The 18,605-nt window shown below is 68.5% G+C and carries 33 protein-coding genes; all 33 read right to left on the bottom strand.

From position 1 onward, the window contains the following. Positions 1-16: 16 nt before the first annotated feature. A complete protein-coding gene (locus tag H1D33_RS28160) occupies positions 17-1,039 on the bottom strand; it encodes a DNA-directed RNA polymerase subunit alpha (RefSeq protein ID WP_007073009.1) in 1,023 nt (340 codons plus the stop codon). A 95-nt stretch (positions 1,040-1,134) separates the two neighbouring features. Next, on the bottom strand, positions 1,135-1,761 hold the full coding sequence (gene rpsD, locus H1D33_RS28155; protein WP_091065834.1) for a 30S ribosomal protein S4: 627 nt from the start codon (positions 1,759-1,761) through the stop codon (positions 1,135-1,137). 14 nt (positions 1,762-1,775) lie between these two features. Next, positions 1,776-2,183, bottom strand: coding sequence for a 30S ribosomal protein S11 (rpsK, locus tag H1D33_RS28150; RefSeq protein ID WP_014440747.1), 408 nt, complete (start codon positions 2,181-2,183; stop codon positions 1,776-1,778). A gap of 18 nt (positions 2,184-2,201) precedes the next feature. Further along, complete coding sequence (gene rpsM / locus H1D33_RS28145) at positions 2,202-2,582, bottom strand: 30S ribosomal protein S13 (protein ID WP_013288614.1); 381 nt, start codon at positions 2,580-2,582, stop codon at positions 2,202-2,204. Positions 2,583-2,734: 152 nt separating this feature from the next. Continuing rightward, on the bottom strand, positions 2,735-2,848 hold the full coding sequence (gene rpmJ / locus H1D33_RS28140) for a 50S ribosomal protein L36 (RefSeq protein WP_043965539.1): 114 nt from the start codon (positions 2,846-2,848) through the stop codon (positions 2,735-2,737). Positions 2,849-2,937: 89 nt separating this feature from the next. Beyond that, the gene (gene infA / locus H1D33_RS28135; protein WP_007073013.1) at positions 2,938-3,159 is read right to left on the bottom strand and encodes a translation initiation factor IF-1; all 222 of its coding nucleotides are present in this window, start codon (positions 3,157-3,159) and stop codon (positions 2,938-2,940) included. A gap of 239 nt (positions 3,160-3,398) precedes the next feature. Beyond that, positions 3,399-3,569, bottom strand: coding sequence for a hypothetical protein (locus H1D33_RS28130; RefSeq protein WP_307755273.1), 171 nt, complete (start codon positions 3,567-3,569; stop codon positions 3,399-3,401). After that, positions 3,539-3,925, bottom strand: a complete 387-nt coding sequence (locus tag H1D33_RS30370; protein ID WP_414685456.1) for a DUF1707 SHOCT-like domain-containing protein — start codon at positions 3,923-3,925, stop codon at positions 3,539-3,541. The genes H1D33_RS28130 and H1D33_RS30370 overlap by 31 nt, the downstream gene beginning before the upstream one ends. 258 nt (positions 3,926-4,183) lie before the next feature. Next, a complete protein-coding gene (gene map, locus H1D33_RS28120; RefSeq protein ID WP_181570327.1) occupies positions 4,184-5,035 on the bottom strand; it encodes a type I methionyl aminopeptidase in 852 nt (283 codons plus the stop codon). Positions 5,036-5,124: 89 nt separating this feature from the next. Next, positions 5,125-5,778, bottom strand: a complete 654-nt coding sequence (locus tag H1D33_RS28115) for an adenylate kinase (protein ID WP_181570328.1) — start codon at positions 5,776-5,778, stop codon at positions 5,125-5,127. Then, positions 5,779-7,104 carry a preprotein translocase subunit SecY gene (secY, locus tag H1D33_RS28110; RefSeq protein WP_181570329.1) on the bottom strand — a complete coding sequence of 442 codons (1,326 nt, stop codon included), beginning with the start codon at positions 7,102-7,104 and terminating at the stop codon, positions 5,779-5,781. A 235-nt stretch (positions 7,105-7,339) separates the two neighbouring features. After that, on the bottom strand, positions 7,340-7,783 hold the full coding sequence (gene rplO / locus H1D33_RS28105) for a 50S ribosomal protein L15 (RefSeq protein WP_181570330.1): 444 nt from the start codon (positions 7,781-7,783) through the stop codon (positions 7,340-7,342). Continuing rightward, positions 7,783-7,965 carry a 50S ribosomal protein L30 gene (gene rpmD, locus H1D33_RS28100; RefSeq protein ID WP_091065818.1) on the bottom strand — a complete coding sequence of 61 codons (183 nt, stop codon included), beginning with the start codon at positions 7,963-7,965 and terminating at the stop codon, positions 7,783-7,785. The genes rplO and rpmD overlap by 1 nt, the downstream gene beginning before the upstream one ends. Next, entirely contained in the window at positions 7,965-8,579 is a 615-nt protein-coding gene (rpsE, locus tag H1D33_RS28095) for a 30S ribosomal protein S5 (protein WP_013288621.1), read from the bottom strand. The genes rpmD and rpsE overlap by 1 nt, the downstream gene beginning before the upstream one ends. Before the next feature lie 33 nt (positions 8,580-8,612). Further along, positions 8,613-9,002, bottom strand: a complete 390-nt coding sequence (gene rplR, locus H1D33_RS28090; protein WP_181570331.1) for a 50S ribosomal protein L18 — start codon at positions 9,000-9,002, stop codon at positions 8,613-8,615. After that, positions 8,999-9,541 carry a 50S ribosomal protein L6 gene (gene rplF, locus H1D33_RS28085; protein WP_181570332.1) on the bottom strand — a complete coding sequence of 181 codons (543 nt, stop codon included), beginning with the start codon at positions 9,539-9,541 and terminating at the stop codon, positions 8,999-9,001. The genes rplR and rplF overlap by 4 nt, the downstream gene beginning before the upstream one ends. Before the next feature lie 16 nt (positions 9,542-9,557). Further along, positions 9,558-9,965: a 30S ribosomal protein S8 gene (gene rpsH / locus H1D33_RS28080; protein ID WP_091065808.1), complete on the bottom strand. Its 408-nt coding sequence runs from the start codon at positions 9,963-9,965 to the stop codon at positions 9,558-9,560. 98 nt (positions 9,966-10,063) lie between these two features. Next, entirely contained in the window at positions 10,064-10,249 is a 186-nt protein-coding gene (locus H1D33_RS28075) for a type Z 30S ribosomal protein S14 (RefSeq protein WP_007073023.1), read from the bottom strand. A 1-nt stretch (position 10,250) separates the two neighbouring features. Next, positions 10,251-10,820, bottom strand: coding sequence for a 50S ribosomal protein L5 (rplE, locus tag H1D33_RS28070; protein ID WP_181570333.1), 570 nt, complete (start codon positions 10,818-10,820; stop codon positions 10,251-10,253). Further along, complete coding sequence (gene rplX, locus H1D33_RS28065) at positions 10,820-11,140, bottom strand: 50S ribosomal protein L24 (protein WP_181570334.1); 321 nt, start codon at positions 11,138-11,140, stop codon at positions 10,820-10,822. The genes rplE and rplX overlap by 1 nt, the downstream gene beginning before the upstream one ends. Further along, positions 11,137-11,505: a 50S ribosomal protein L14 gene (gene rplN / locus H1D33_RS28060; RefSeq protein ID WP_007465279.1), complete on the bottom strand. Its 369-nt coding sequence runs from the start codon at positions 11,503-11,505 to the stop codon at positions 11,137-11,139. The genes rplX and rplN overlap by 4 nt, the downstream gene beginning before the upstream one ends. A 97-nt stretch (positions 11,506-11,602) precedes the next feature. After that, positions 11,603-11,881, bottom strand: a complete 279-nt coding sequence (gene rpsQ, locus H1D33_RS28055; RefSeq protein ID WP_181570335.1) for a 30S ribosomal protein S17 — start codon at positions 11,879-11,881, stop codon at positions 11,603-11,605. Beyond that, positions 11,878-12,114 carry a 50S ribosomal protein L29 gene (gene rpmC / locus H1D33_RS28050; RefSeq protein WP_091065796.1) on the bottom strand — a complete coding sequence of 79 codons (237 nt, stop codon included), beginning with the start codon at positions 12,112-12,114 and terminating at the stop codon, positions 11,878-11,880. Before rpmC ends, rpsQ begins: the two co-directional genes overlap by 4 nt. Further along, positions 12,114-12,539, bottom strand: a complete 426-nt coding sequence (rplP, locus tag H1D33_RS28045; RefSeq protein ID WP_073834927.1) for a 50S ribosomal protein L16 — start codon at positions 12,537-12,539, stop codon at positions 12,114-12,116. Before rplP ends, rpmC begins: the two co-directional genes overlap by 1 nt. A 3-nt stretch (positions 12,540-12,542) precedes the next feature. After that, on the bottom strand, positions 12,543-13,430 hold the full coding sequence (gene rpsC / locus H1D33_RS28040; RefSeq protein ID WP_181570336.1) for a 30S ribosomal protein S3: 888 nt from the start codon (positions 13,428-13,430) through the stop codon (positions 12,543-12,545). Beyond that, a complete protein-coding gene (gene rplV, locus H1D33_RS28035; RefSeq protein ID WP_181570337.1) occupies positions 13,430-13,885 on the bottom strand; it encodes a 50S ribosomal protein L22 in 456 nt (151 codons plus the stop codon). The genes rpsC and rplV overlap by 1 nt, the downstream gene beginning before the upstream one ends. Positions 13,886-13,925: 40 nt before the next feature. Further along, the gene (rpsS, locus tag H1D33_RS28030) at positions 13,926-14,207 is read right to left on the bottom strand and encodes a 30S ribosomal protein S19 (protein ID WP_007073032.1); all 282 of its coding nucleotides are present in this window, start codon (positions 14,205-14,207) and stop codon (positions 13,926-13,928) included. Between the two features lie 12 nt (positions 14,208-14,219). Beyond that, on the bottom strand, positions 14,220-15,059 hold the full coding sequence (gene rplB, locus H1D33_RS28025) for a 50S ribosomal protein L2 (protein ID WP_181570338.1): 840 nt from the start codon (positions 15,057-15,059) through the stop codon (positions 14,220-14,222). A gap of 12 nt (positions 15,060-15,071) precedes the next feature. Further along, positions 15,072-15,374 carry a 50S ribosomal protein L23 gene (gene rplW / locus H1D33_RS28020; protein WP_076466668.1) on the bottom strand — a complete coding sequence of 101 codons (303 nt, stop codon included), beginning with the start codon at positions 15,372-15,374 and terminating at the stop codon, positions 15,072-15,074. Further along, complete coding sequence (gene rplD, locus H1D33_RS28015; protein ID WP_181570339.1) at positions 15,371-16,036, bottom strand: 50S ribosomal protein L4; 666 nt, start codon at positions 16,034-16,036, stop codon at positions 15,371-15,373. The genes rplW and rplD overlap by 4 nt, the downstream gene beginning before the upstream one ends. Continuing rightward, positions 16,033-16,698 carry a 50S ribosomal protein L3 gene (gene rplC, locus H1D33_RS28010; RefSeq protein WP_181570340.1) on the bottom strand — a complete coding sequence of 222 codons (666 nt, stop codon included), beginning with the start codon at positions 16,696-16,698 and terminating at the stop codon, positions 16,033-16,035. The genes rplD and rplC overlap by 4 nt, the downstream gene beginning before the upstream one ends. A gap of 11 nt (positions 16,699-16,709) precedes the next feature. Further along, positions 16,710-17,018 carry a 30S ribosomal protein S10 gene (gene rpsJ, locus H1D33_RS28005; protein WP_007073037.1) on the bottom strand — a complete coding sequence of 103 codons (309 nt, stop codon included), beginning with the start codon at positions 17,016-17,018 and terminating at the stop codon, positions 16,710-16,712. A 355-nt stretch (positions 17,019-17,373) separates the two neighbouring features. Further along, positions 17,374-18,567, bottom strand: a complete 1,194-nt coding sequence (tuf, locus tag H1D33_RS28000) for an elongation factor Tu (protein ID WP_181570341.1) — start codon at positions 18,565-18,567, stop codon at positions 17,374-17,376. Between the last annotated feature and the right edge of the window lie 38 nt (positions 18,568-18,605).

The following is an 18,605-nucleotide window of genomic DNA, read 5'->3' as shown; positions in this document are numbered from 1 at the left end:
GTGGCGGCAGCGCGGACTAGAGCTGCTCGGTCTCGCGGTAGTCGTCGGTGTCGTAGTCGGCCTCGCCGAAGGCGTCCACGACGTGCGCCGGGTCGAAGTTCGGAGCCGAGTCCTTCAGCCCCAGGCCCATCCCGGCGAGCTTCATCTTGACCTCGTCGATCGACTTCTGACCGAAGTTGCGGATGTCGAGAAGGTCGGCCTCGGTACGCCCGATCAGCTCACCAACGGAGTTGATGCCCTCGCGCTTGAGGCAGTTGTAGGAGCGGACGGTGAGGTCCAGCTCCTCGATCGGCAGAGCCAGGTCGGCCGCGAGCTGGGCGTCCTGCGGGGACGGCCCGATGTCGATGCCCTCGGCGGTCTCGTCCAGCTCACGGGCGAGCCCGAACAGCTCCACCAGCGTCGAGCCGGCGGAGGCCAGCGCGGTGCGCGGGCCCATCGACGGCTTGGTCTCGACGTCGATGATCAGCCGGTCGAAGTCGGTCCGCTGCTCGACACGGGTCGCCTCGACGCGGTACGTCACCTTGAGCACCGGCGAGTAGATCGAGTCGACCGGGATCCGGCCGATCTCGGCGCCCGCCTGCTTGTTCTGCGCCGCCGTGACGTAGCCCCGGCCCCGCTCGACGGTCAGCTCCATGTCGAGCCGACCCTTGCCGTTGAGGGTGGCGAGCTTCAGGTCCGGGTTGTGCACCGAGACACCGGCCGGGGGCTGGATGTCACCGGCGGTCACGTCGCCCGGGCCCTGCTTGCGCAGGTACATGCTGACCGGCTCGTCGTGCTCGGAGCTGACGCACAGCTCCTTGATGTTCATGACGAGCTCGACCACGTCCTCCTTGACCCCGGGGATCGTGGTGAACTCGTGCAGGACACCGTCGATCTTGATCGAGGTGACCGCCGCACCGGGGATGGAGGACAGCAGGGTACGCCGCAGCGAGTTGCCGAGCGTGTAGCCGAAGCCGGGCTCCAGCGGCTCGATGGTGAACCGGGACCGGGTCTCGTTGATCGACTCTTCGGAGAGAGACGGTCGCTGGCTGATGAGCATCTTTTCTCTTCTCTTCCGGGGCGCCCGCTATTTGACGCCCACGACACAACTGTTCCGGTGGCCCGCCCCGGAGGGCGGGCCACCGCAACGAGCCCTTACTTGGAGTAGAGCTCGACGATCAGCTGCTCCTGGACCTGGGTGTCGATCACCTGGCGGGCCGGGAGCGAGTGCACGAGGACCTTCATCTGGCTGGGGATGGCCTCGAGCCACGCCGGAACGGTCTTGGAGCCGGCCTCGGCCTGCGCGACGATGAACGGGGTGAGCTCCTTGCTCTTGCCCCGGACCTCGACGATGTCGTGCTCCTTGACGCGGTACGACGGGATGTCGACCTTCTTGCCGTTCACCGTGAAGTGACCGTGCTTGACCAGCTGGCGGGCCATGTCCCGGGACTTGGCGTAGCCGGCCCGGTAGACCACGTTGTCCAGCCGCGACTCGAGGATCTGCAGCAGAACCTCGCCCGTCTTGGCCTTCTTGCCCACGGCCTCTTCGTAGTAGCCGCGGAACTGCTTCTCGAGCACGCCGTAGACGCGGCGGGCCTTCTGCTTCTCACGGAGCTGGAGCAGGTACTCCGTCTCCTTGGTGCGGCCGCGGCCGTGCTGTCCGGGCGGGAACGGCCGGGACTCGAACGGGCACTTCGGGCCATCGCACTTGCTGCCCTTGAGGAACAGCTTCATCTTCTCCCGCCGGCAACGGCGGCAGTCAGCACCGGTGTAACGAGCCATCTCTCTCTAACCTCTCAGACCCGACGACGCTTCGGCGGACGGCACCCGTTGTGCGGCTGCGGCGTGACGTCGGAGATCTGCCCGACCTCGAGGCCCGCGGCCTGCAGCGAACGGATGGCGGTCTCCCGGCCGGAGCCGGGGCCCTTGACGAACACGTCGACCTTGCGCATGCCGTGCTCCATGGCCCGACGCGCGGCGGCCTCGGCGGCCAGCTGCGCGGCGAACGGGGTCGACTTGCGGGAGCCCTTGAAGCCCACCTGGCCGGAGGAGGCCCAGGAGATGACCGCACCGGTCGGGTCCGTGATGGACACGATGGTGTTGTTGAAGGTGCTCTTGATGTGCGCCTGCCCGTGGGCGACGTTCTTGCGTTCCTTGCGCCGGACCTTCTTGACGGCGGCTCCGGCACGAGCCTTCGGTGGCATAAGTCTTCTGCGCTCCTATTACTTCTTGCCGGGCTTCTTCTTGCCGGCCACGGTCCGCTTCGGGCCCTTCCGGGTCCGCGCGTTGGTCTTGGTGCGCTGGCCACGCACGGGCAGACCGCGACGGTGCCGGATGCCGGCGTAGCAGCCGATCTCGACCTTGCGGCGGATGTCAGCGGCGACCTCGCGGCGCAGGTCGCCTTCAACCTTGTAGTTGCCCTCGATGTGGTTCCGGAGCTCGACGAGCTCCTCGTCCGTGAGGTCCCGAACGCGCTTGTCCGGCGAGATGCCGGTCGCGGCGAGCGTCTCCAGGGCGCGGGTGCGACCGACCCCGAAGATGTAGGTGAGCGCGATCTCCATCCGCTTCTCGCGGGGGAGATCCACGCCGACTAGACGTGCCATGTGCGGGCGTACTCCTCATGATTGTGGCGGAGGTGTGGACCCGTCCCACCCCGCTGCCCGAGCGGGCCCCGGCCTCCGACCGGGGGTCAACCACGAGGGGTACGCGCTGAGCGCACCGTCCGCGGCTGGGACGAACTTGGTGATGTGGGGCGTCAGCCCTGGCGCTGCTTGTGGCGCGGGTCGCTGCAGATGACCATGACCCGGCCGTGCCGGCGGATAACCCGGCACTTGTTGCAGATCCTCTTGACGCTCGGCTTGACCTTCACGGTTGCCTTACTTCCCATCTGGCCCGGAGCGCGCGAGCGCGACCCGGACGTCGAAGACGGACACGGGGACGTCCCGGCCGTCGTCAGGCTTACTTGTAGCGGTAGACGATGCGCCCGCGGGTCAGGTCGTACGGCGAGAGTTCGACGACGACCCGGTCCTCCGGCAGGATGCGGATGTAGTGCTGCCGCATCTTGCCGCTGATGTGAGCCAGCACCTTGTGGCCGTTCGCGAGCTCCACCCGGAACATGGCGTTCGGCAGGGGCTCGATGACCCGACCCTCGATCTCGATGGCTCCGTCTTTTTTCGGCATGTACTCCGCTGTCCTGACGTCGGTTGCTCCGGACGGCCCACAACGTCTTACACGGGCCACCAGACCAAGATCAGGAAGCCCGCGCCAGCCGCGGCTCCGACTCCCACCGAAGCGCAGGGTGGGCATGGCGGAGTGGACGCTGTGCGCCGATCTGAAAGTCTACGCCCGCCCGCGCACCGCCGCCAAACCGGCCGGCCCGGACGCCCGATTTCGGTCCCCGCTGTGACCAGCGGCACAGATCAACGGCGGCGGTCGCGGCGCTTCCGGCCGTGATCCACCCCGATCAGCCCCACCGACTGCATCAGCACCAGGCCGCCCCACGGCCCCAGCACCCAGAGCGGCCAGACGCCGGCGGCGTGGCCGGTGGTGATCACGCTGATCAGCCAGATCGGCACCAGCAGCGCGGCCACCCGCAGCCACGGCGTCCAGAGCCCGAGCAGCCGCGAGCGGGCATCCGGCTCGGCCACCGCCCCCGCCGGGGCGGTCGCCTCCGGCCCGGCCGGCGGGCCGCTGGTGGCCGACGCGGGCGGGGCGGGCGGCGGAGCGGGGCGGCCGGCACCACGGCCGACCGCTCGGCGGGCGCCGGGCCGGGCAGGTCGGCCACCACCTCGTCCAGCTCACCGTAGGTGCGGGCGCCGTACGTGCGAGCCAGCCGCTCGTCGTACTCGTGCAGGCCGAGCCGCCCTTCCTCCAGCGCCACCCGGAGCCGCTCCGCGATGGCCTCCCGGTCGCGGTCGGCCGCCCGCATCTCCCGCTGCCCGTCCATGACGGCAAGGATGCCACCGATCCGCCACCGCACGGGAACCCGGTCCTGCCGCGACCGAGCCGGTACGGCCGACGGTGGTCACGCATGGTGACGCCAGTGACGGACGATCACGCTTTTGAGCGTCATACCTCTCGGTCATAAATATGACCGAGAGGTATGACGCGAGAAGTAGTGATGCCGGGATCCGCCCGACCGAGAACCTAGCCGTCACACGCCGACGCGCCGGTCGATCAGCGCGCCGAGGTCGACCGGGGCCGGTCAGCGCGTCGGGGAGTCCACGGGCTGGCGGGCGGTCACCAGGTCGCCGAGGCGCGCCCGCCCGCCGTCGAACGCGGTCAGCACCCACACGCCGTCGTCCAGCAGCGCCATCGAGTGCTCGACGTGCACCGCCATCGAGCGGTCCCGCGTCACCACCGTCCAGCCGTCGGACAATTCGACGGTACGCGGGGAGCCGGCCGTGATCATCGGCTCGATGGCGAGCGCCAGGCCGGGCACCAGGCGCGGGCCCTTGCCGGGGCGGCCGTGGTTGAGCACGTGCGGGTCCTGGTGCATCTCGGTGCCGATGCCGTGGCCGCCGTAGCCGTCCACGATGCCGTACCGGCCGCCCTTGCGGACCGCGGTCTCCACCGCGTGCGAGATGTCGGTGAGCCGGCCCCTGCCGGAGGCGGCGCCCCGGGCGGCGGCGGCGATGCCGGCCCACATCGCGTCCTCGGCGACCTCGGCCATCCGCAGGAGCGCCGGGGCGACCTCCCCCACCGCCACGGTGACAGCCGCGTCGCCGTGCCAGCCGTCCAGCACCGCGCCGCAGTCGATCGAGATGAGGTCGCCCTCGCGCAGCACCTGCTTCGGCGACGGGATGGCGTGCACCACCTGCTCGTTGACCGAGGAGCAGATCGACGCCGGGAAACCGTGGTAGCCCTTGAACGACGGGACGGCGCCGGCCTCCCGGATGGTGGCCTCGGCGATCGCGTCCAGGTCGGCCGTCGTCACGCCGGGCGCGACCGCCTCGCGCATCCGGGCGAGGGCACGGGCCACCACCAGACCGGCGGCCCGCATCAGCTCGATCTGCTCGGGGGTCTTCAGCTGGATGTCCAGCTGGGGACGGCGCATGACGGCGTCACCTTTCGTTACACGGAACAGCGGGGCACGTCGCGCGTACCCCGCTGTTCTCACTCTATCCGCCGGCTGGCGGCGGCGCGTCAGCCGCCGTAGGAGCGCAACGCGTCGATGGCGCGGACGGTGACGTCCTCCACCGGCCCGGTCGCGTCGATGCCCACCAGCTTGCCCTGCGCGCCGTAGTAGTCGACCAGCGGCGCGGTCTTCTCCGAGTATTCCCGGAGCCGGGCGGCGATGGTCTCCGGCTTGTCGTCGTCCCGCTGGAACAGCTCCGCGCCGCAGCGGTCGCAGATGCCCTCCCGGGTGGTGGCGTCGAACTCGACGTGCCAGATCTTGCCGCAGCCGCGACAGGTGCGCCGGCCGGAGAGCCGCCGGATCACCTCGTCGTCGTCGACGACCAGCTCCAGCACCAGGTCCAGCGCGCTGCCCAGGTCGGCGAGAAGCTTGTCCAGCTCGGCGGCCTGCGGCGTGGTCCGCGGGAAGCCGTCGAGGAGGAAGCCCTCGCCGGCGTCCGGCTCGGCGAGCCGGTCCCGGACCATGTTGATCGTGACGTCGTCCGGGACCAGCTTGCCGGCGTCCATGTATCGCTTGGCCTCGACCCCCAGGGGCGTGCCCTGGGTGACGTTGGCCCGGAAGATGTCACCGGTGGAGATCTTCGGCACCGAGAGGTGGGCGGCGATGAACTCCGCCTGTGTGCCCTTGCCCGCGCCCGGCGGGCCAACCAGAACGAGTCGCATCTACCGCAGGAACCCTTCGTAGTTCCGCTGCATGAGTTGGCTCTCGATCTGCTTCACGGTCTCCAGACCGACGCCGACCATGATGAGCACAGCGGTGCCGCCGAACGGGAAGTTCTGGAACTGCTGGTTGTCCAGCCAGATGAAGAAGAAGTTCGGCAGGATCGCGACGATGCCCAGGTAGAGCGCGCCCGGCAGGGTGATCCGGCTGAGGATGAAGTCGAGGTACTCGGCGGTCGGCTTGCCGGGGCGGATGCCCGGCACGAAGCCGCCGTACTTCTTCATGTTGTCCGCGACCTCGGTCGGGTTGAACGTGATCGACACGTAGAAGTACGTGAAGAAGATGATCAGCAGGAAGTAGATCGCGATGTGCTCCGGCGCGCTCGCCTTGACGATGTGGTTCTGGATCCACGCCTGGGTCTTGCCCGGGTCGTTCTGATCGAAGAACTGCAGCGCGAGCGTCGGCAGGTAGAGCAGCGACGAGGCGAAGATGACCGGGATGACGCCGGCCTGGTTCACCTTCAGCGGGATGTAGGTGGACGTGCCGCCGTACATCCGCCGGCCGATCATGCGCTTCGCGTACTGGACCGGGATCCGGCGCTGCGCCTGCTCGATGAAGGTGACCGCGGTGATGACCAGCAGCACCAGGGCGATGACGAGGAGGAACATCCCCCAGCCCTTGGTGGTCTTGATCTTCCAGCCCTCGCTGGGGAGCCGGGCGGCGATCGAGGTGAAGATCAGCACGGACATGCCGTTGCCGACGCCCCGGTCGGTGATCAGCTCGCCGAGCCACATCACCACGCCGGTGCCGGCGGTCATGGTCAGCACCAGGATGGTGAGCGTCAGCCAGTCCGGGATGCCGGTGCCCTTGGGCACGATCGGGAACTGGTCGCACTGGTTGTTGAAGAGCTGCCCGGAGCGGGCCAGCGCCACGAACGCCGAGGACTGGAGGACGCCCAGGCCCAGCGTGAGGTAGCGGGTGTACTGGGTGATCTTCGCCTGACCGGCCTGGCCCTCCTTGCGGAGCTGCTCCAGGCGCGGGATCACCACCGTGAGCAGCTGCAGGATGATCGACGCGGTGATGTAGGGCATGATGCCCAGCGCGAAGACCGAGAGCTGGAGCAGCGCGCCGCCGGAGAAGAGATCCAGCAGGTTGAGCACGCCGGTGCTGCCCTGGATGGTGTCGAGGCACTTCTGCACGTTGCCGTACGAGACGCCCGGGCTGGGCAGCGTGGCGCCCAGCCGGTAGACCGCGATGATGCCTACTGTGAACAGCAGCTTCTTGCGCAGGTCAGGCGTACGGAACGCACTGAGAAAGGCGGACAGCAACTTCTTCCTCCTGCGCGACGCGGGCCGCCGGTGACGATCCCTGGCGGGGCGGGGTGGATGCCGGGCCCAGTGCCCGGTATCCATGGCTGGCAACGGACTCTAACAGCCCGATCCCGGTCCGGGCAGATGCGCCCGGCTACATAAAACGAATCCGATGTTACCCGGCGCACACGTGGCCGGTAGACCATGACGCCCGCCCAGTTGCGAACAACTGAGCGGGCGCCACGAAGATGCCTTACAGCTCGGTGACCGAGCCGCCGGCCGCGGTGATCTTCTCCTTGGCCGACGCGCTGAACGCGTGCGCCGACACCTGGAGGGAGACACCGCCGAGGTCGCCGGTGCCGAGCACCTTGACCGGGTGGCCCTTGCGGACCGCGCCGGACTCGACCAGCTCGACCGGGCCGACCTGGCCGCCGTTCGGGAAGAGCTCCGCCAGCCGGTCCAGGTTCACGACCTGGAACACGACCTTGAACTTGTTCTTGAAGCCCTTCATCTTCGGCAGGCGCATGTGGATGGGCATCTGCCCACCCTCGAACGCCGGCGAGATGTTCTTCCGGGCCTTCGAACCCTTGGTACCGCGACCGGCGGTCTTGCCCTTCGAGCCCTCACCGCGACCCACACGGGTCTTGTCGGTCTTGGCTCCGGGCGCCGGGCGCAGGTGGTGCACCTTGATCGTCATTACTCGACCTCCTCGACCTTCACGAGGTGGTTGACCGTGAAGATCATGCCGCGGATCTCCGGCCGGTCTTCCTTGACCACCACGTCGTTGATCCGCTTGAGCCCGAGCGAACGCAGCGAGTCACGCTGGTTCTGCTTGCGCCCGATACCGGACCGCACCTGGGTGACCTTCAGACGTGCCATCAGGACGCCACCCCCGCACGCGACGCCAGCATGGCGGCCGGCGCGACGTCCTCCACCGGCAGGCCACGACGCGCCGCGACCTGCTCGGGGGACTCGAGCCCCTTCAGGGCCGCCACGGTGGCGTGCACGATGTTGATCGGGTTGGACGAGCCGAGGCTCTTGGAGAGCACGTCGTGGATGCCCGCGCACTCCAGCACGGCACGCACCGGACCACCGGCGATGACACCCGTACCGGCCGAGGCCGGCTTGAGCAGCACGACGCCGGCGGCGTCCTCGCCCGTGACCGGGTGCGGGATCGACTGACCGATCCGCGGCACCTTGAAGAAGTGCTTCTTGGCCTCCTCGACACCCTTGGCGATCGCCGCGGGCACCTCCTTGGCCTTTCCGTAGCCCACGCCGACGGTGCCGTCGCCGTCGCCCACGATCACGAGGGCGGTGAAGCTGAAGCGACGACCACCCTTCACGACCTTGGCGACGCGGTTGATCGCGACGACCCGCTCGAGGTGCGGGGTCTTCTCGACGGGCGCGTTTCCGCGGCCGCCCTCACGGCGGTTGTCGCGGCGACCACCCTCGTTGCCACCGGACCCGCCGCCACGGCGCTGTTGACCTGGCATCAGCAGCCTTCCTTCTCTCTCGTGACGGGGTTTCTAGAACTCGAGCCCGGCTTCGCGGGCGGCGTCGGCAAGCGCGGCGACCCGCCCCGCGTACCGGTTGCCACCGCGGTCGAAGACGACCTTCGAGACGCCGGCGGCCTTGGCACGCTCGGCGAGCAGGGCGCCGACCTTGCCGGCCAGGGCGCTCTTGTCGCCCTCGGCGCCGCGCAGCGAGGCGTCCATGGTCGAGGCCGACGCCAGGGTGTGACCCTTGGTGTCGTCGACGACCTGGGCGACCATGTGCCGCAGGGAACGGGTGACGACGAGGCGGGGACGCTCGCCGGTGCCGCTGACGTTCTTGCGGACCCGGAAGTGCCGACGCGCACGCCCGACGGCACGCTTGGCGGCAACGCCGCGGCGGCGCTTGAGCAGCGTGGCGCTCACTTCTTACCTGCCTTTCCAGCCTTACGGCGGATGACCTCGCCCTGGTACTTCACGCCCTTGCCCTTGTAGGGCTCCGGCGGACGGATCTTCCGGATGTTGGCGGCGACCTCGCCGACCTGCTGCTTGTCGATGCCGGCCACGTGGAACAGGGTCGGCCGCTCGACCGTGAAGGTGATGCCGTCCGGCGCCGGCACGACCACCGGGTGCGAGAACCCGAGCGCGAACTCGAGGTCCTTGCCCTTGGCGGTCACGCGGTAACCGGTGCCGGCGATCTCCAGGCTCTTGCGGTAGCCCTCGGTGACCCCGACGATCATGTTCGCCACCAGGGTACGGCTCAGGCCGTGCAGTTCCTTGGCCTTGCGCTCGTCGTTGGGCCGGTTGACCTGCAGCTCACCGTTCTCGCTGCGCTCCGCCGTGATCGGCTCGGCCAGCACGTGGCTCAGCTCGCCCTTGGGGCCCTTGACCTTGACGGTCTGGCCGTCGATCGTGATGTCGACGCCGGAAGGCACCGGGATCGACTTACGTCCAATACGCGACATTTCTACCTGTCTCCCGTTACCAGACGAAGGCGAGGACTTCCCCGCCAACGCTCCGCTTGCGGGCCTGCCGGTCGGTGAGCAGCCCCTGGGACGTCGAAATGATCGCCACGCCCAGCCCGCCGAGCACCCGGGGGAGCCCGTCCGACTTGGCGTACACCCGGAGACCGGGCTTGGACACGCGCTTGATGCCGGCCAGGCTCCGCTCGCGGCTCTGGCCGTACTTCAGCTCGACGACCAGTCGCTTGCCGACGGCACCCTCCTCGGGGTCCTCGACCGACCAGGCGGCGATGTAACCCTCGGCCTTGAGGACCTCGGCGATGTTCGCCTTGATCTTCGAGTAGGGCATCGTCACCCGGTCGTGGTACGCCTGGTTGGCGTTACGCAGACGCGTGAGCATGTCTGCGATCGGGTCGGTCATCGTCATGAAAACTCGTCAACCTTTCTCGCCGGGGTTCCCCGGGCCAGGCCCGGGGCCTACGGCGAAGAGACAGTTCAGCTGACGCGCCGGAGCGCGCCGGGCTATTACCAGGAAGCCTTGGACACGCCGGGCAGCTCACCGCGGTGGGCCATCTCCCGGATGCACACCCGGCAGAGACCGAACTTGCGGTAGACCGCCTTCGGACGCCCGCACCGCTGGCAGCGGGTGTACGCGCGAACCGAGAACTTCGGCTTCGCGGCCGCCTTGAGGATCAGCGCCTTCTTGGCCATCTCAGTTCTCCTTGAACGGGAAGCCCAGGAGCTTGAGCAGCGCCCGGCCCTCGTCGTCGGTCGTGGCGGTCGTGACCACCGTGATGTCCATGCCCCGCTGGCGATCGATCTTGTCCTGGTCGATCTCGTGGAACACCGACTGCTCGGTCAGACCGAACGTGTAGTTGCCGTGCCCGTCGAGCTTGCGCCCGTCCAGACCGCGGAAGTCACGGATACGCGGCAGCGCGATGGACAGCAGCCGGTCCAGGAACTCCCACATCCGGTCGCCGCGCAGGGTGACCTTCGCGCCGATCGGCATGCCCTCGCGGAGCTTGAACTGCGCGATGGACTTGGTGGCCCGCCGGACCAGCGGCTTCTGGCCGGTGATGGTGGCCAGGTCACGGACGGCGCCGTCGATCAGCTTGGCGTCCCGAGCGGCCTCGCCGACACCCATGTTGACGACGATCTTGACCATGCCGGGCACCTGCATGGGGTTGCCGTAGGCGTACTGCTCCTGCAGCTTCGCCACGACCTCGTTGCGGTACCGCTCCTTGAGACGCGGCAGGGTCTTCGTTTCGGTAGCCGTGGTCATCACAGGTCCTTACCGGTGCTACGCGCGATGCGGACCTTCTGGCCGTTGTCGTCGATCCGGTAGCCGACGCGGGTCGGCTTGCCGTCGGAGTCCATGACCATCACGTTCGAGACGTGGATCGGGGCCTCCTGGGTGACGATGCCACCGGTCTTGGCGCCACGCTGGGTGGTGCTGATGCGAGTGTGCTTCTTGACCCGGTTCACGCCCTCGACCAGGACCTTGTCCTGCCGCGGGTAGGCCGCGATGACCTTGCCCTTGGCACCCTTGTCCTTGCCGGCGATGACGACGACCGTGTCGCCCTTCTTGACCTTCACGGTCACAACACCTCCGGCGCGAGAGAGATGATCTTCATGAACCGCTTGTCCCGCAGCTCGCGGCCCACCGGGCCGAAGATGCGGGTACCGCGCGGGTCCCCACCGTCCTTGATGATGACGGCGGCGTTCTCGTCGAAGCGGATGTACGACCCGTCCGGCCGCCGCCTCTCCTTGGCGGTCCGAACGACGACGGCCTTGACGACGTCGCCCTTCTTCACACCGGCACCGGGGATCGCGTCCTTGACCGTGGCCACGATGACGTCGCCGATGCTCGCGTAGCGCCGACCGGAGCCACCGAGAACCCGGATGCACAGGATCTCCCGGGCACCCGTGTTGTCGGCGACGCGCAGTCGCGACTCCTGCTGAATCACGTCTATCTCCTATGTCTGCCGGTTCTCCGGCCGCCGGGGGCGGCCGGAGCCTGGCGGAACCTGCGCCCGACCGATCCCGGCCGAGCTCGAGCCTTCGCTACTTGGCCTTCTCGAGGATCTCCACGAGCCGCCACCGCTTGGTGGCGGAGAGCGGCCGGGTCTCCATGATCGAGACGCGGTCGCCGATCCCGGCGGAGTTCTGCTCGTCGTGGACCTTCAGCTTGCGGGTACGACGCATGATCTTGCCGTACAGCGCGTGCTTGACCCGGTCCTCGACCTCGACCACGACGGTCTTGTCCATCTTGTCGCTCACCACGAGGCCCTCACGGACCTTACGGCGGGCCCGCACGGCGGCGGTGGCGTTCTCGTCACTCATGATGCAGTCACCTCAGTCGGCGCGGTCGAGAGACCCAACTCACGCTCACGCATGATCGTGTAGATCCGGGCGATCTCCCGACGGATGACCTGCAACCGCCGGTTGTTGTCCAGCTGCCCGGTCGCGCCCTGCACGCGGAGGTTGAACAGCTCCGCCTTCGCCTCACGCAGCTTCGTGACCAGCTCCTCCTCGGAGAGCTCACGCAGCTCGGAGGCCTTGACGCCCGCTGCCATCAGGATTCACCCACTTCGCGCGTAACAATGCGGCACTTCATCGGGAGCTTGTGGATCGCGCGACGCATCGCCTCTCGCGCGATCTGCTCGTTGGGGAAGGACATCTCGAAGAGGACCCGCCCCGGCTTCACGTTGGCGACCCACCACTCCGGCGAACCCTTACCGGAACCCATCCGGGTCTCGGCCGGCTTCTTGGTGAGGGCCTGGTCCGGGAAGATCGTGATCCAGACCTTGCCGCCACGCTTGATGTGACGGGTCATCGCGATACGCGCCGACTCGATCTGGCGGTTGGTCACGTACGCCGGCTCGAGAGCCTGGATCCCGAACTCGCCGAACACCACCCGGTTACCACCCTTGGACGCGCCGTGGCGGTCCGGGTGGTGCGGCTTGCGGAAGCCCTTCGGAGGCTTGCGCGGCATCAGCATCTGTCAGCCCTCCTGCTGCTGTTCTGCCGGCTGGTTGGCGGCCGGAGCCGAGGCGGCCGCGGCGACAGCGCTGCTGTCGACCGGGTCCCCGGCCGGCGTCTCCGCCTGCTGCGCGATGGTGGTCGCGGCAGCCCGGCCGGCCTCGGTACCGCCGGCGGTCGTACCCGACGAGCCCGACCGGCCACGACGCGGCCGCTCCGGCCGGTCGCCACGGTCGCGGCGCGGGCCGCGCGACGGGGCGGCCTCGGCCGGGGCCTCGCGGCCCGGGACGGCGTCGCCCTTGTAGATCCACACCTTCACGCCGATCCGGCCGAAGGTGGTACGGGCCTCGAAGAAGCCGTACTCGATGTTGGCCCGCAGCGTGTGCAGCGGAACCCGGCCCTCGCGGTAGAACTCGGTCCGGCTCATCTCGGCGCCGCCGAGACGGCCCGAGACCTGAACCCGGATGCCCTTGCAGGCGGGGTTCTTCATCGCGGACTGCATCGACTTGCGCATGGCCCGACGGAAGCTGACCCGGCTGGACAGCTGCTCGGCGACGCCCTGGGCGACGAGCTGCGCGTCCGCCTCCGGGCTCTTCACCTCGATGATGTTCAGCTGGACCTGCTTGCCGGTGAGCTTCTCCAGCTCACCACGGATCCGGTCGGCCTCCGCACCCTTACGGCCGATGACGATGCCCGGCCGGGCGGTGTGGATGTCCACGCGGACCCGGTCCCGGGTGCGCTCGATGTCGACCTTGGAGATGCCGGCGCGCTCGAGGCCCTTGGACATCATGCGGCGGATCTTGACGTCCTCGCCGATGTAGTCCTTGTAGAGCTTGTCCGCGAACCAGCGGGACTTCCAGTCGGTCGAGATGCCGAGCCGGAACCCAGTGGGGTGAACCTTCTGACCCATTACTCGGCACCCTCCGTCGTGCTCTGCCCCTGCGCCGGCTCGGCCTGCTTGGCCGGAGCGGCCTTCTTGGCCGACTTCTTCGGCGCGGCCGGAGCCACCGCCTCGACCGCCACGGTGATGTGGCAGGTCCGCTTGCGGATCCGGTAGGCACGACCCTGCGCCCGCGGCCGGAACCGCTTCATCGTCGGGCCCTCGTCGACGAACGCCTCGCTGACGAGCAGCGCATCGGGGTCCAGCCGCTCGTTGTTCTCCGCGTTGGCGATCGCGCTCGCGAGCACCTTGTACACCTGCTCGCTCGCAGCCTGCGGCGCGAACTGCAGCACCGTGAGCGCCTCCTTCGCGGGCAGGCCGCGGACGAGGTTGACCACCCGGCGCGCCTTCATCGGCGAGATGCGCACGTGCCGCGCAACCGCCCGCGCGCCCGGAAGCACCGGAGCGTCGCCCTTTCCTGGCATCGCTGTAACCCCTTGTTCCTCTATCCGTATGCCCGCGGCGTCAGCGCCGGCGGCTCTTCCGGTCGTCCTTCTCGTGACCCTTGAACGTGCGGGTCAGCGCGAACTCGCCGAGCTTGTGCCCGACCATGGCCTCGGTCACGAAGACCGGGACGTGCTTGCGTCCGTCGTGCACGGCGATCGTGTGACCCAGCATCTCCGGGATGATCGTCGAGCGCCGCGACCAGGTCTTGATCACGTTCTTCGAGCCCTTGTCGTTCTGCGTCTCCACCTTCTTGAGCAGGTGGTCGTCGACGAACGGGCCCTTCTTCAGGCTGCGAGGCATGTCTTATCTCCCTCAGCCGCGCTTACGCGTGGCGTAGCGGCGGCGGACGATCAGCCGGTCGCTCGGCTGGCCCTTACGACGGGTGCGGCCCTCGGGCTTACCCTGCGGGTTGACCGGGTGGCGACCACCGGAGGTCTTACCCTCACCACCACCGTGCGGGTGGTCGACCGGGTTCATCGCGACACCACGGACGGTGGGGCGCTTGCCCTTCCAGCGCATACGGCCGGCCTTGCCCCAGTTGATGTTCGACTGGTCGGCGTTGCCGATCTCGCCGACGCTGGCGCGGCAGCGCACGTCGACCCGCCGGATCTCGCCGGACGGCATACGCAGGGTCGCGTACGCGCCCTCACGGCCGAGCAGCTGGATGCCGACGCCGGCCGAACGGGCCAGCTTGGCGCCGCCGCCCGGACGCAGCTCCACGTTGTGGACCGTCGTACCGACCGGGATGTTGCGCAGCGGCAGGTTGTTGCCCGGCTTGATGTCGGCGCCCGGGCCGGACTCGACGCGGTCGCCCTGCTTCAGGTCCTTCGGCGCGAGGATGTAGCGCTTCTCGCCGTCGGCGTAGTGCAGCAGCGCGATGCGCGCGGTGCGGTTCGGGTCGTACTCGATGTGGGCGACCTTCGCCGGCACGCCGTCCTTGTCGACCCGCTTGAAGTCGATCAGACGGTACTGCCGCTTGTGACCGCCACCGTGGTGCCGCGCGGTGATCCGGCCGTGGGCGTTGCGTCCGCCCTTCTTCGGCAGCGGAGCCAGCAGCGACTTCTCCGGCGTGGACCGGGTGATCTCGGCGAAGTCGGCGACGCTGGAACCGCGTCGGCCCGGCGTCGTCGGCTTGTACTTACGGATAGCCATTGTCTACACCCCTCAGCTGACCGGGCCGCCGAAGGCCTCGATACGGTCACCGTCAGCCAGCTTCACCATCGCGCGCTTGGTGTCCTTGCGCTTGCCGAACCCGGTGCGGGTCCGCTTGCGCTTGCCCTCGCGGTTGAGCGTGTTGACCGTCAGGACGCGGACGTTGAAGATCTGCTGGATAGCGATCTTGATCTCGGTCTTGTTCGCGTCCGGGTGCACCAGGAAGGTGTACCAGTTCCGGTTCAGCTCGCTGTAGCTCTTCTCCGAGACGACCGGCGCGACGATGATGTCGCGCGGATCGGCGATCGTGCTCACTTGCCACCCTCCTCGGTGGTCTCGGCTGGCACGCCCAGGAACTCGTCCAGGGCCTCCTTGGTGAAGACCACGTCGTCGGCCACCAGCACGTCGTAGGTGTTGAGCTGGCCGGCCTCGATCAGGTGCACCCGGCTGTCCCGCGTGTTGCGCAGGTTCCGCAGCGACACCCAGTTCAGCTCGTCGGTGCTGCTCAGCACGACCAGGACCCGACGGGCGCTGGTCAGCTTGGTCAGCGTGGCCAGCGCCGCCTTGGTGGACGGCTGCTCGCCCGAGACGAACGCCTCGACGACGTGCACCTGGCCGGCGCGGGCCCGGTCGGAGAGGGCGCCACGCAGGGCGGCGGCCTTCATCTTCTTCGGGGTCCGCTGGCTGTAGTCACGCGGCACCGGGCCGTGGACCACGCCACCGCCGGCGAACTGCGGCGCGCGGGTCGAGCCCTGGCGGGCACGACCGGTGCCCTTCTGCTTGTAGGGCTTCCGGCCACCGCCGGAGACCTCGCCGCGGCTCTTGGTCTTGTGCGTGCCCTGGCGGGCCGCCGCGAGCTGAGCCACCACGACCTGGTGCATCAGCGCGATGTTCGCCTGCACGTCGAAGATGTCGGCCGGCAGCTCGACGGAGCCGCTCTTGCCGCCTTCGACGTTGAGGACGTCAACGGTGGTCACTTGGCCACACCGCCCTTCTTCACCTTCGCCTTGGCCGCCGTGCGGACCAGGACCAGCGCGCCCTTCGGGCCGGGGATGGCACCGCGGACGAGCAGGAGGTTGTTCTCGGTGTCGACCGCCTGGACGGTCAGGTTCTGGACGGTGTAGCGCACGCCACCCATCCGGCCCGCCATCCGGGTGCCCTTGAAGACGCGACCCGGGGTCGCGCAGGCGCCGATGGAGCCGGGCGAGCGGTGCTTGCGCTCGACACCGTGGCTGGCGCGCAGACCGTGGAAGCCGTGCCGCTTCATCGGGCCGGCGTAGCCCTTGCCCTTGGTCTTGCCGGTCACGTCGATCACGGCGCCGGCGGGGAACTCGCCGACCGTGACCTCCTGGCCCGGCGTGTAGTCCGCGGCGTCGGCGGTGCGCAGCTCGACGATGTGCCGGCGCGGCGCCACGTCCGCCTTGGCGTAGTGCCCGGCGACCGGCTTCTTGACCTTGCGCGGGTCGATGGCTCCGTAGGCGAGCTGAACGGCGGAGTAGCCGTCCTTGTCGGCGCTACGAACCTGGCTCACGACGCACGGGCCGGCCTCGACCACGGTCACGGGGACGACCTTGTTGTTGTCCCAGACCTGGGTCATGCCGAGCTTGGCGCCCAGGATCCCCTTGACTTGCCTGTCCATTTGATCGATCCCTACAGCTTGATCTCGATGTCGACGCCAGCCGGCAGGTCGAGGCGCATGAGCGAGTCGACCGTCTTCGGGGTCGGGTCGATGATGTCGATCAGACGCTTGTGCGTGCGCATCTCGAAGTGCTCGCGCGAGTCCTTGTACTTGTGCGGCGAGCGGATGACGCAGAAACGGTTGATCTCCGTGGGCAGCGGCACCGGGCCAGCGACCTGCGCCCCGGTACGCGTCACCGTCTCGACGATCTTCCGAGCCGACGAGTCGACGACCTCGTGGTCATAGGCCTTGAGCCGGATGCGGATCTTCTGTCCCGCCATGGTGGCTTCTGTTCCTTCTCTCGATGCCGCTGTCTTGCGGGTGCCTGTACCGGCTGGTGCAGCCCCGCTTCGCCGACCCCCGCGGTCGGGCGTGTCGCGCCCGTGGACCAGGCTCCGCCCCGGGGCTCCGGAGCGATTCTCTGACCTCGCGGTGGGTCATGGCGCCGATCGCGGATAACACGACCTGGACGCCGCGCGAGGGTGGTTGACCGCTGATGGCGATCAACCACCCCACGCGATGACAGTCTGCCTTCCGGAGGTCCAGCCTCAACCGGACGCGGTCGACCTACTGCCGTTACGCAACCTGACTAGTATGCCGCACGACCGGCGGCGACGCTAATCGGGGTTACCCAGCTCACTTGACGATCTTGGTGACGCGACCCGCGCCGACCGTACGACCACCCTCGCGAATCGCGAACTTGAGGTTGTCCTCCATGGCGATGGGCTGGATCAGCTTCACCGACATGGTGGTGTTGTCGCCCGGCATGACCATCTCGGTGCCCTCGGGCAGCGTGACGACGCCGGTGACGTCCGTGGTCCGGAAGTAGAACTGCGGGCGGTAGTTCTGGAAGAACGGGGTGTGCCGGCCGCCCTCCTCCTTGGAGAGGATGTAGACCGTCGCCTCGAACTCCGTGTGCGGGGTGTTGGTGCCCGGCTTGATGACCACCATGCCGCGCTCGACGTCCTCGCGCTTGGTACCACGCAGCAGCAGGCCGACGTTCTCACCTGCGCGGGCGTCGTCCAGGGTCTTCCGGAACATCTCGATCGCGGTGACCTTGGTCTTGAAGCCCTTCTCGCGGATGCCGACAACCTCGACGTCCTCGTTCGGGAGCAGCACGCCACGCTCGACACGGCCGGTGACGACCGTACCGCGACCGGTGATCGTGAACACGTCCTCGACGGGCATGAGGAACGGCTTCTCGGTCTCGCGCTCCGGCTGCGGGATCGCGGTGTCGACCGCGTTCATCAGCTCGAGCAGCTTCTCGGTCCAGACCGGGTCGCCCTCGAGCGCCTTCAGCGCGGAGACCTGGACGACCGGCAGGTCGTCACCCGGGTACTCCTGCGCCGACAGCAGCTCGCGGACCTCGAGCTCGACGAGCTCCAGGAGCTCCTCGTCGTCGACCATGTCGCTCTTGTTGAGCGCCACGACGATGTACGGCACACCGACCTGACGGGCCAGCAGCACGTGCTCGCGGGTCTGCGGCATCGGGCCGTCGGTCGCCGCCACCACCAGGATCGCGCCGTCCATCTGCGCGGCACCGGTGATCATGTTCTTGATGTAGTCGGCGTGACCGGGGCAGTCGACGTGCGCGTAGTGACGCGCCTCGGTCTGGTACTCGACGTGCGCGATCGAGATCGTGATGCCGCGGGCCTTCTCCTCCGGCGCCTTGTCGATCTCGTCGAACGGCGTGTACGGGTTCAGGTCCGGGTACTGGTCGTGCAGGACCTTCGTGATGGCCGCCGTCAGCGTCGTCTTACCGTGGTCGATGTGACCAATGGTGCCGATGTTGACGTGCGGCTTAGTCCGCTCGAACTTCGCCTTCGCCACTGGTGTCCTCCTGTGGACTTTCTTGGTTCGTTCGCCCC

It is taken from the genome of Micromonospora ferruginea (genome assembly GCF_013694245.2).
Classification (GTDB): Bacteria; Actinomycetota; Actinomycetes; order Mycobacteriales; family Micromonosporaceae; genus Micromonospora; species Micromonospora robiginosa.
This window is presented reverse-complemented; position numbering and strand designations above follow the sequence as displayed.

What these genes read in the sequence shown, in the direction of transcription:
- infA (WP_007073013.1), bottom strand. Translation starts at nt 3,159, where the DNA reads ATGCCGAAAAAAGACGGAGCCATCGAGATCGAGGGTCGGGTCATCGAG.
- rpmC (WP_091065796.1), bottom strand. Translation starts at nt 12,114, where the DNA reads ATGGCAGCGGGCGTCAAGGCCTCCGAGCTGCGTGAGCTCTCCGAGGAG.
- rpmD (WP_091065818.1), bottom strand. Translation starts at nt 7,965, where the DNA reads ATGGCACGTCTGAAGGTCACCCAGGTGCGGTCCGGTATCGGGCGCAAG.
- H1D33_RS28160 (WP_007073009.1), bottom strand. Translation starts at nt 1,039, where the DNA reads ATGCTCATCAGCCAGCGACCGTCTCTCTCCGAAGAGTCGATCAACGAG.
- rpsM (WP_013288614.1), bottom strand. Translation starts at nt 2,582, where the DNA reads ATGGCACGTCTAGTCGGCGTGGATCTCCCCCGCGAGAAGCGGATGGAG.
- rpsK (WP_014440747.1), bottom strand. Translation starts at nt 2,183, where the DNA reads ATGCCACCGAAGGCTCGTGCCGGAGCCGCCGTCAAGAAGGTCCGGCGC.
- rpsD (WP_091065834.1), bottom strand. Translation starts at nt 1,761, where the DNA reads ATGGCTCGTTACACCGGTGCTGACTGCCGCCGTTGCCGGCGGGAGAAG.
- rpsJ (WP_007073037.1), bottom strand. Translation starts at nt 17,018, where the DNA reads ATGGCGGGACAGAAGATCCGCATCCGGCTCAAGGCCTATGACCACGAG.
- rplE (WP_181570333.1), bottom strand. Translation starts at nt 10,820, where the DNA reads ATGACCACGGCTACCGAAACGAAGACCCTGCCGCGTCTCAAGGAGCGG.
- rpsQ (WP_181570335.1), bottom strand. Translation starts at nt 11,881, where the DNA reads ATGAGTGACGAGAACGCCACCGCCGCCGTGCGGGCCCGCCGTAAGGTC.
- rplC (WP_181570340.1), bottom strand. Translation starts at nt 16,698, where the DNA reads ATGGACAGGCAAGTCAAGGGGATCCTGGGCGCCAAGCTCGGCATGACC.
- H1D33_RS30370 (WP_414685456.1), bottom strand. Translation starts at nt 3,925, where the DNA reads ATGGACGGGCAGCGGGAGATGCGGGCGGCCGACCGCGACCGGGAGGCC.
- rplF (WP_181570332.1), bottom strand. Translation starts at nt 9,541, where the DNA reads ATGTCGCGTATTGGACGTAAGTCGATCCCGGTGCCTTCCGGCGTCGAC.
- map (WP_181570327.1), bottom strand. Translation starts at nt 5,035, where the DNA reads ATGCGCCGTCCCCAGCTGGACATCCAGCTGAAGACCCCCGAGCAGATC.
- rplO (WP_181570330.1), bottom strand. Translation starts at nt 7,783, where the DNA reads ATGACGATCAAGGTGCACCACCTGCGCCCGGCGCCCGGAGCCAAGACC.
- rpsC (WP_181570336.1), bottom strand. Translation starts at nt 13,430, where the DNA reads ATGGGTCAGAAGGTTCACCCCACTGGGTTCCGGCTCGGCATCTCGACC.
- H1D33_RS28115 (WP_181570328.1), bottom strand. Translation starts at nt 5,778, where the DNA reads ATGCGACTCGTTCTGGTTGGCCCGCCGGGCGCGGGCAAGGGCACACAG.
- rpsH (WP_091065808.1), bottom strand. Translation starts at nt 9,965, where the DNA reads ATGACGATGACCGACCCGATCGCAGACATGCTCACGCGTCTGCGTAAC.
- rplV (WP_181570337.1), bottom strand. Translation starts at nt 13,885, where the DNA reads ATGCCAGGAAAGGGCGACGCTCCGGTGCTTCCGGGCGCGCGGGCGGTT.
- rplB (WP_181570338.1), bottom strand. Translation starts at nt 15,059, where the DNA reads ATGGCTATCCGTAAGTACAAGCCGACGACGCCGGGCCGACGCGGTTCC.
- rpsE (WP_013288621.1), bottom strand. Translation starts at nt 8,579, where the DNA reads ATGCCAGGTCAACAGCGCCGTGGCGGCGGGTCCGGTGGCAACGAGGGT.
- rpsS (WP_007073032.1), bottom strand. Translation starts at nt 14,207, where the DNA reads ATGCCTCGCAGCCTGAAGAAGGGCCCGTTCGTCGACGACCACCTGCTC.
- rplP (WP_073834927.1), bottom strand. Translation starts at nt 12,539, where the DNA reads ATGCTGATGCCGCGCAAGCCTCCGAAGGGCTTCCGCAAGCCGCACCAC.
- H1D33_RS28075 (WP_007073023.1), bottom strand. Translation starts at nt 10,249, where the DNA reads ATGGCCAAGAAGGCGCTGATCCTCAAGGCGGCCGCGAAGCCGAAGTTC.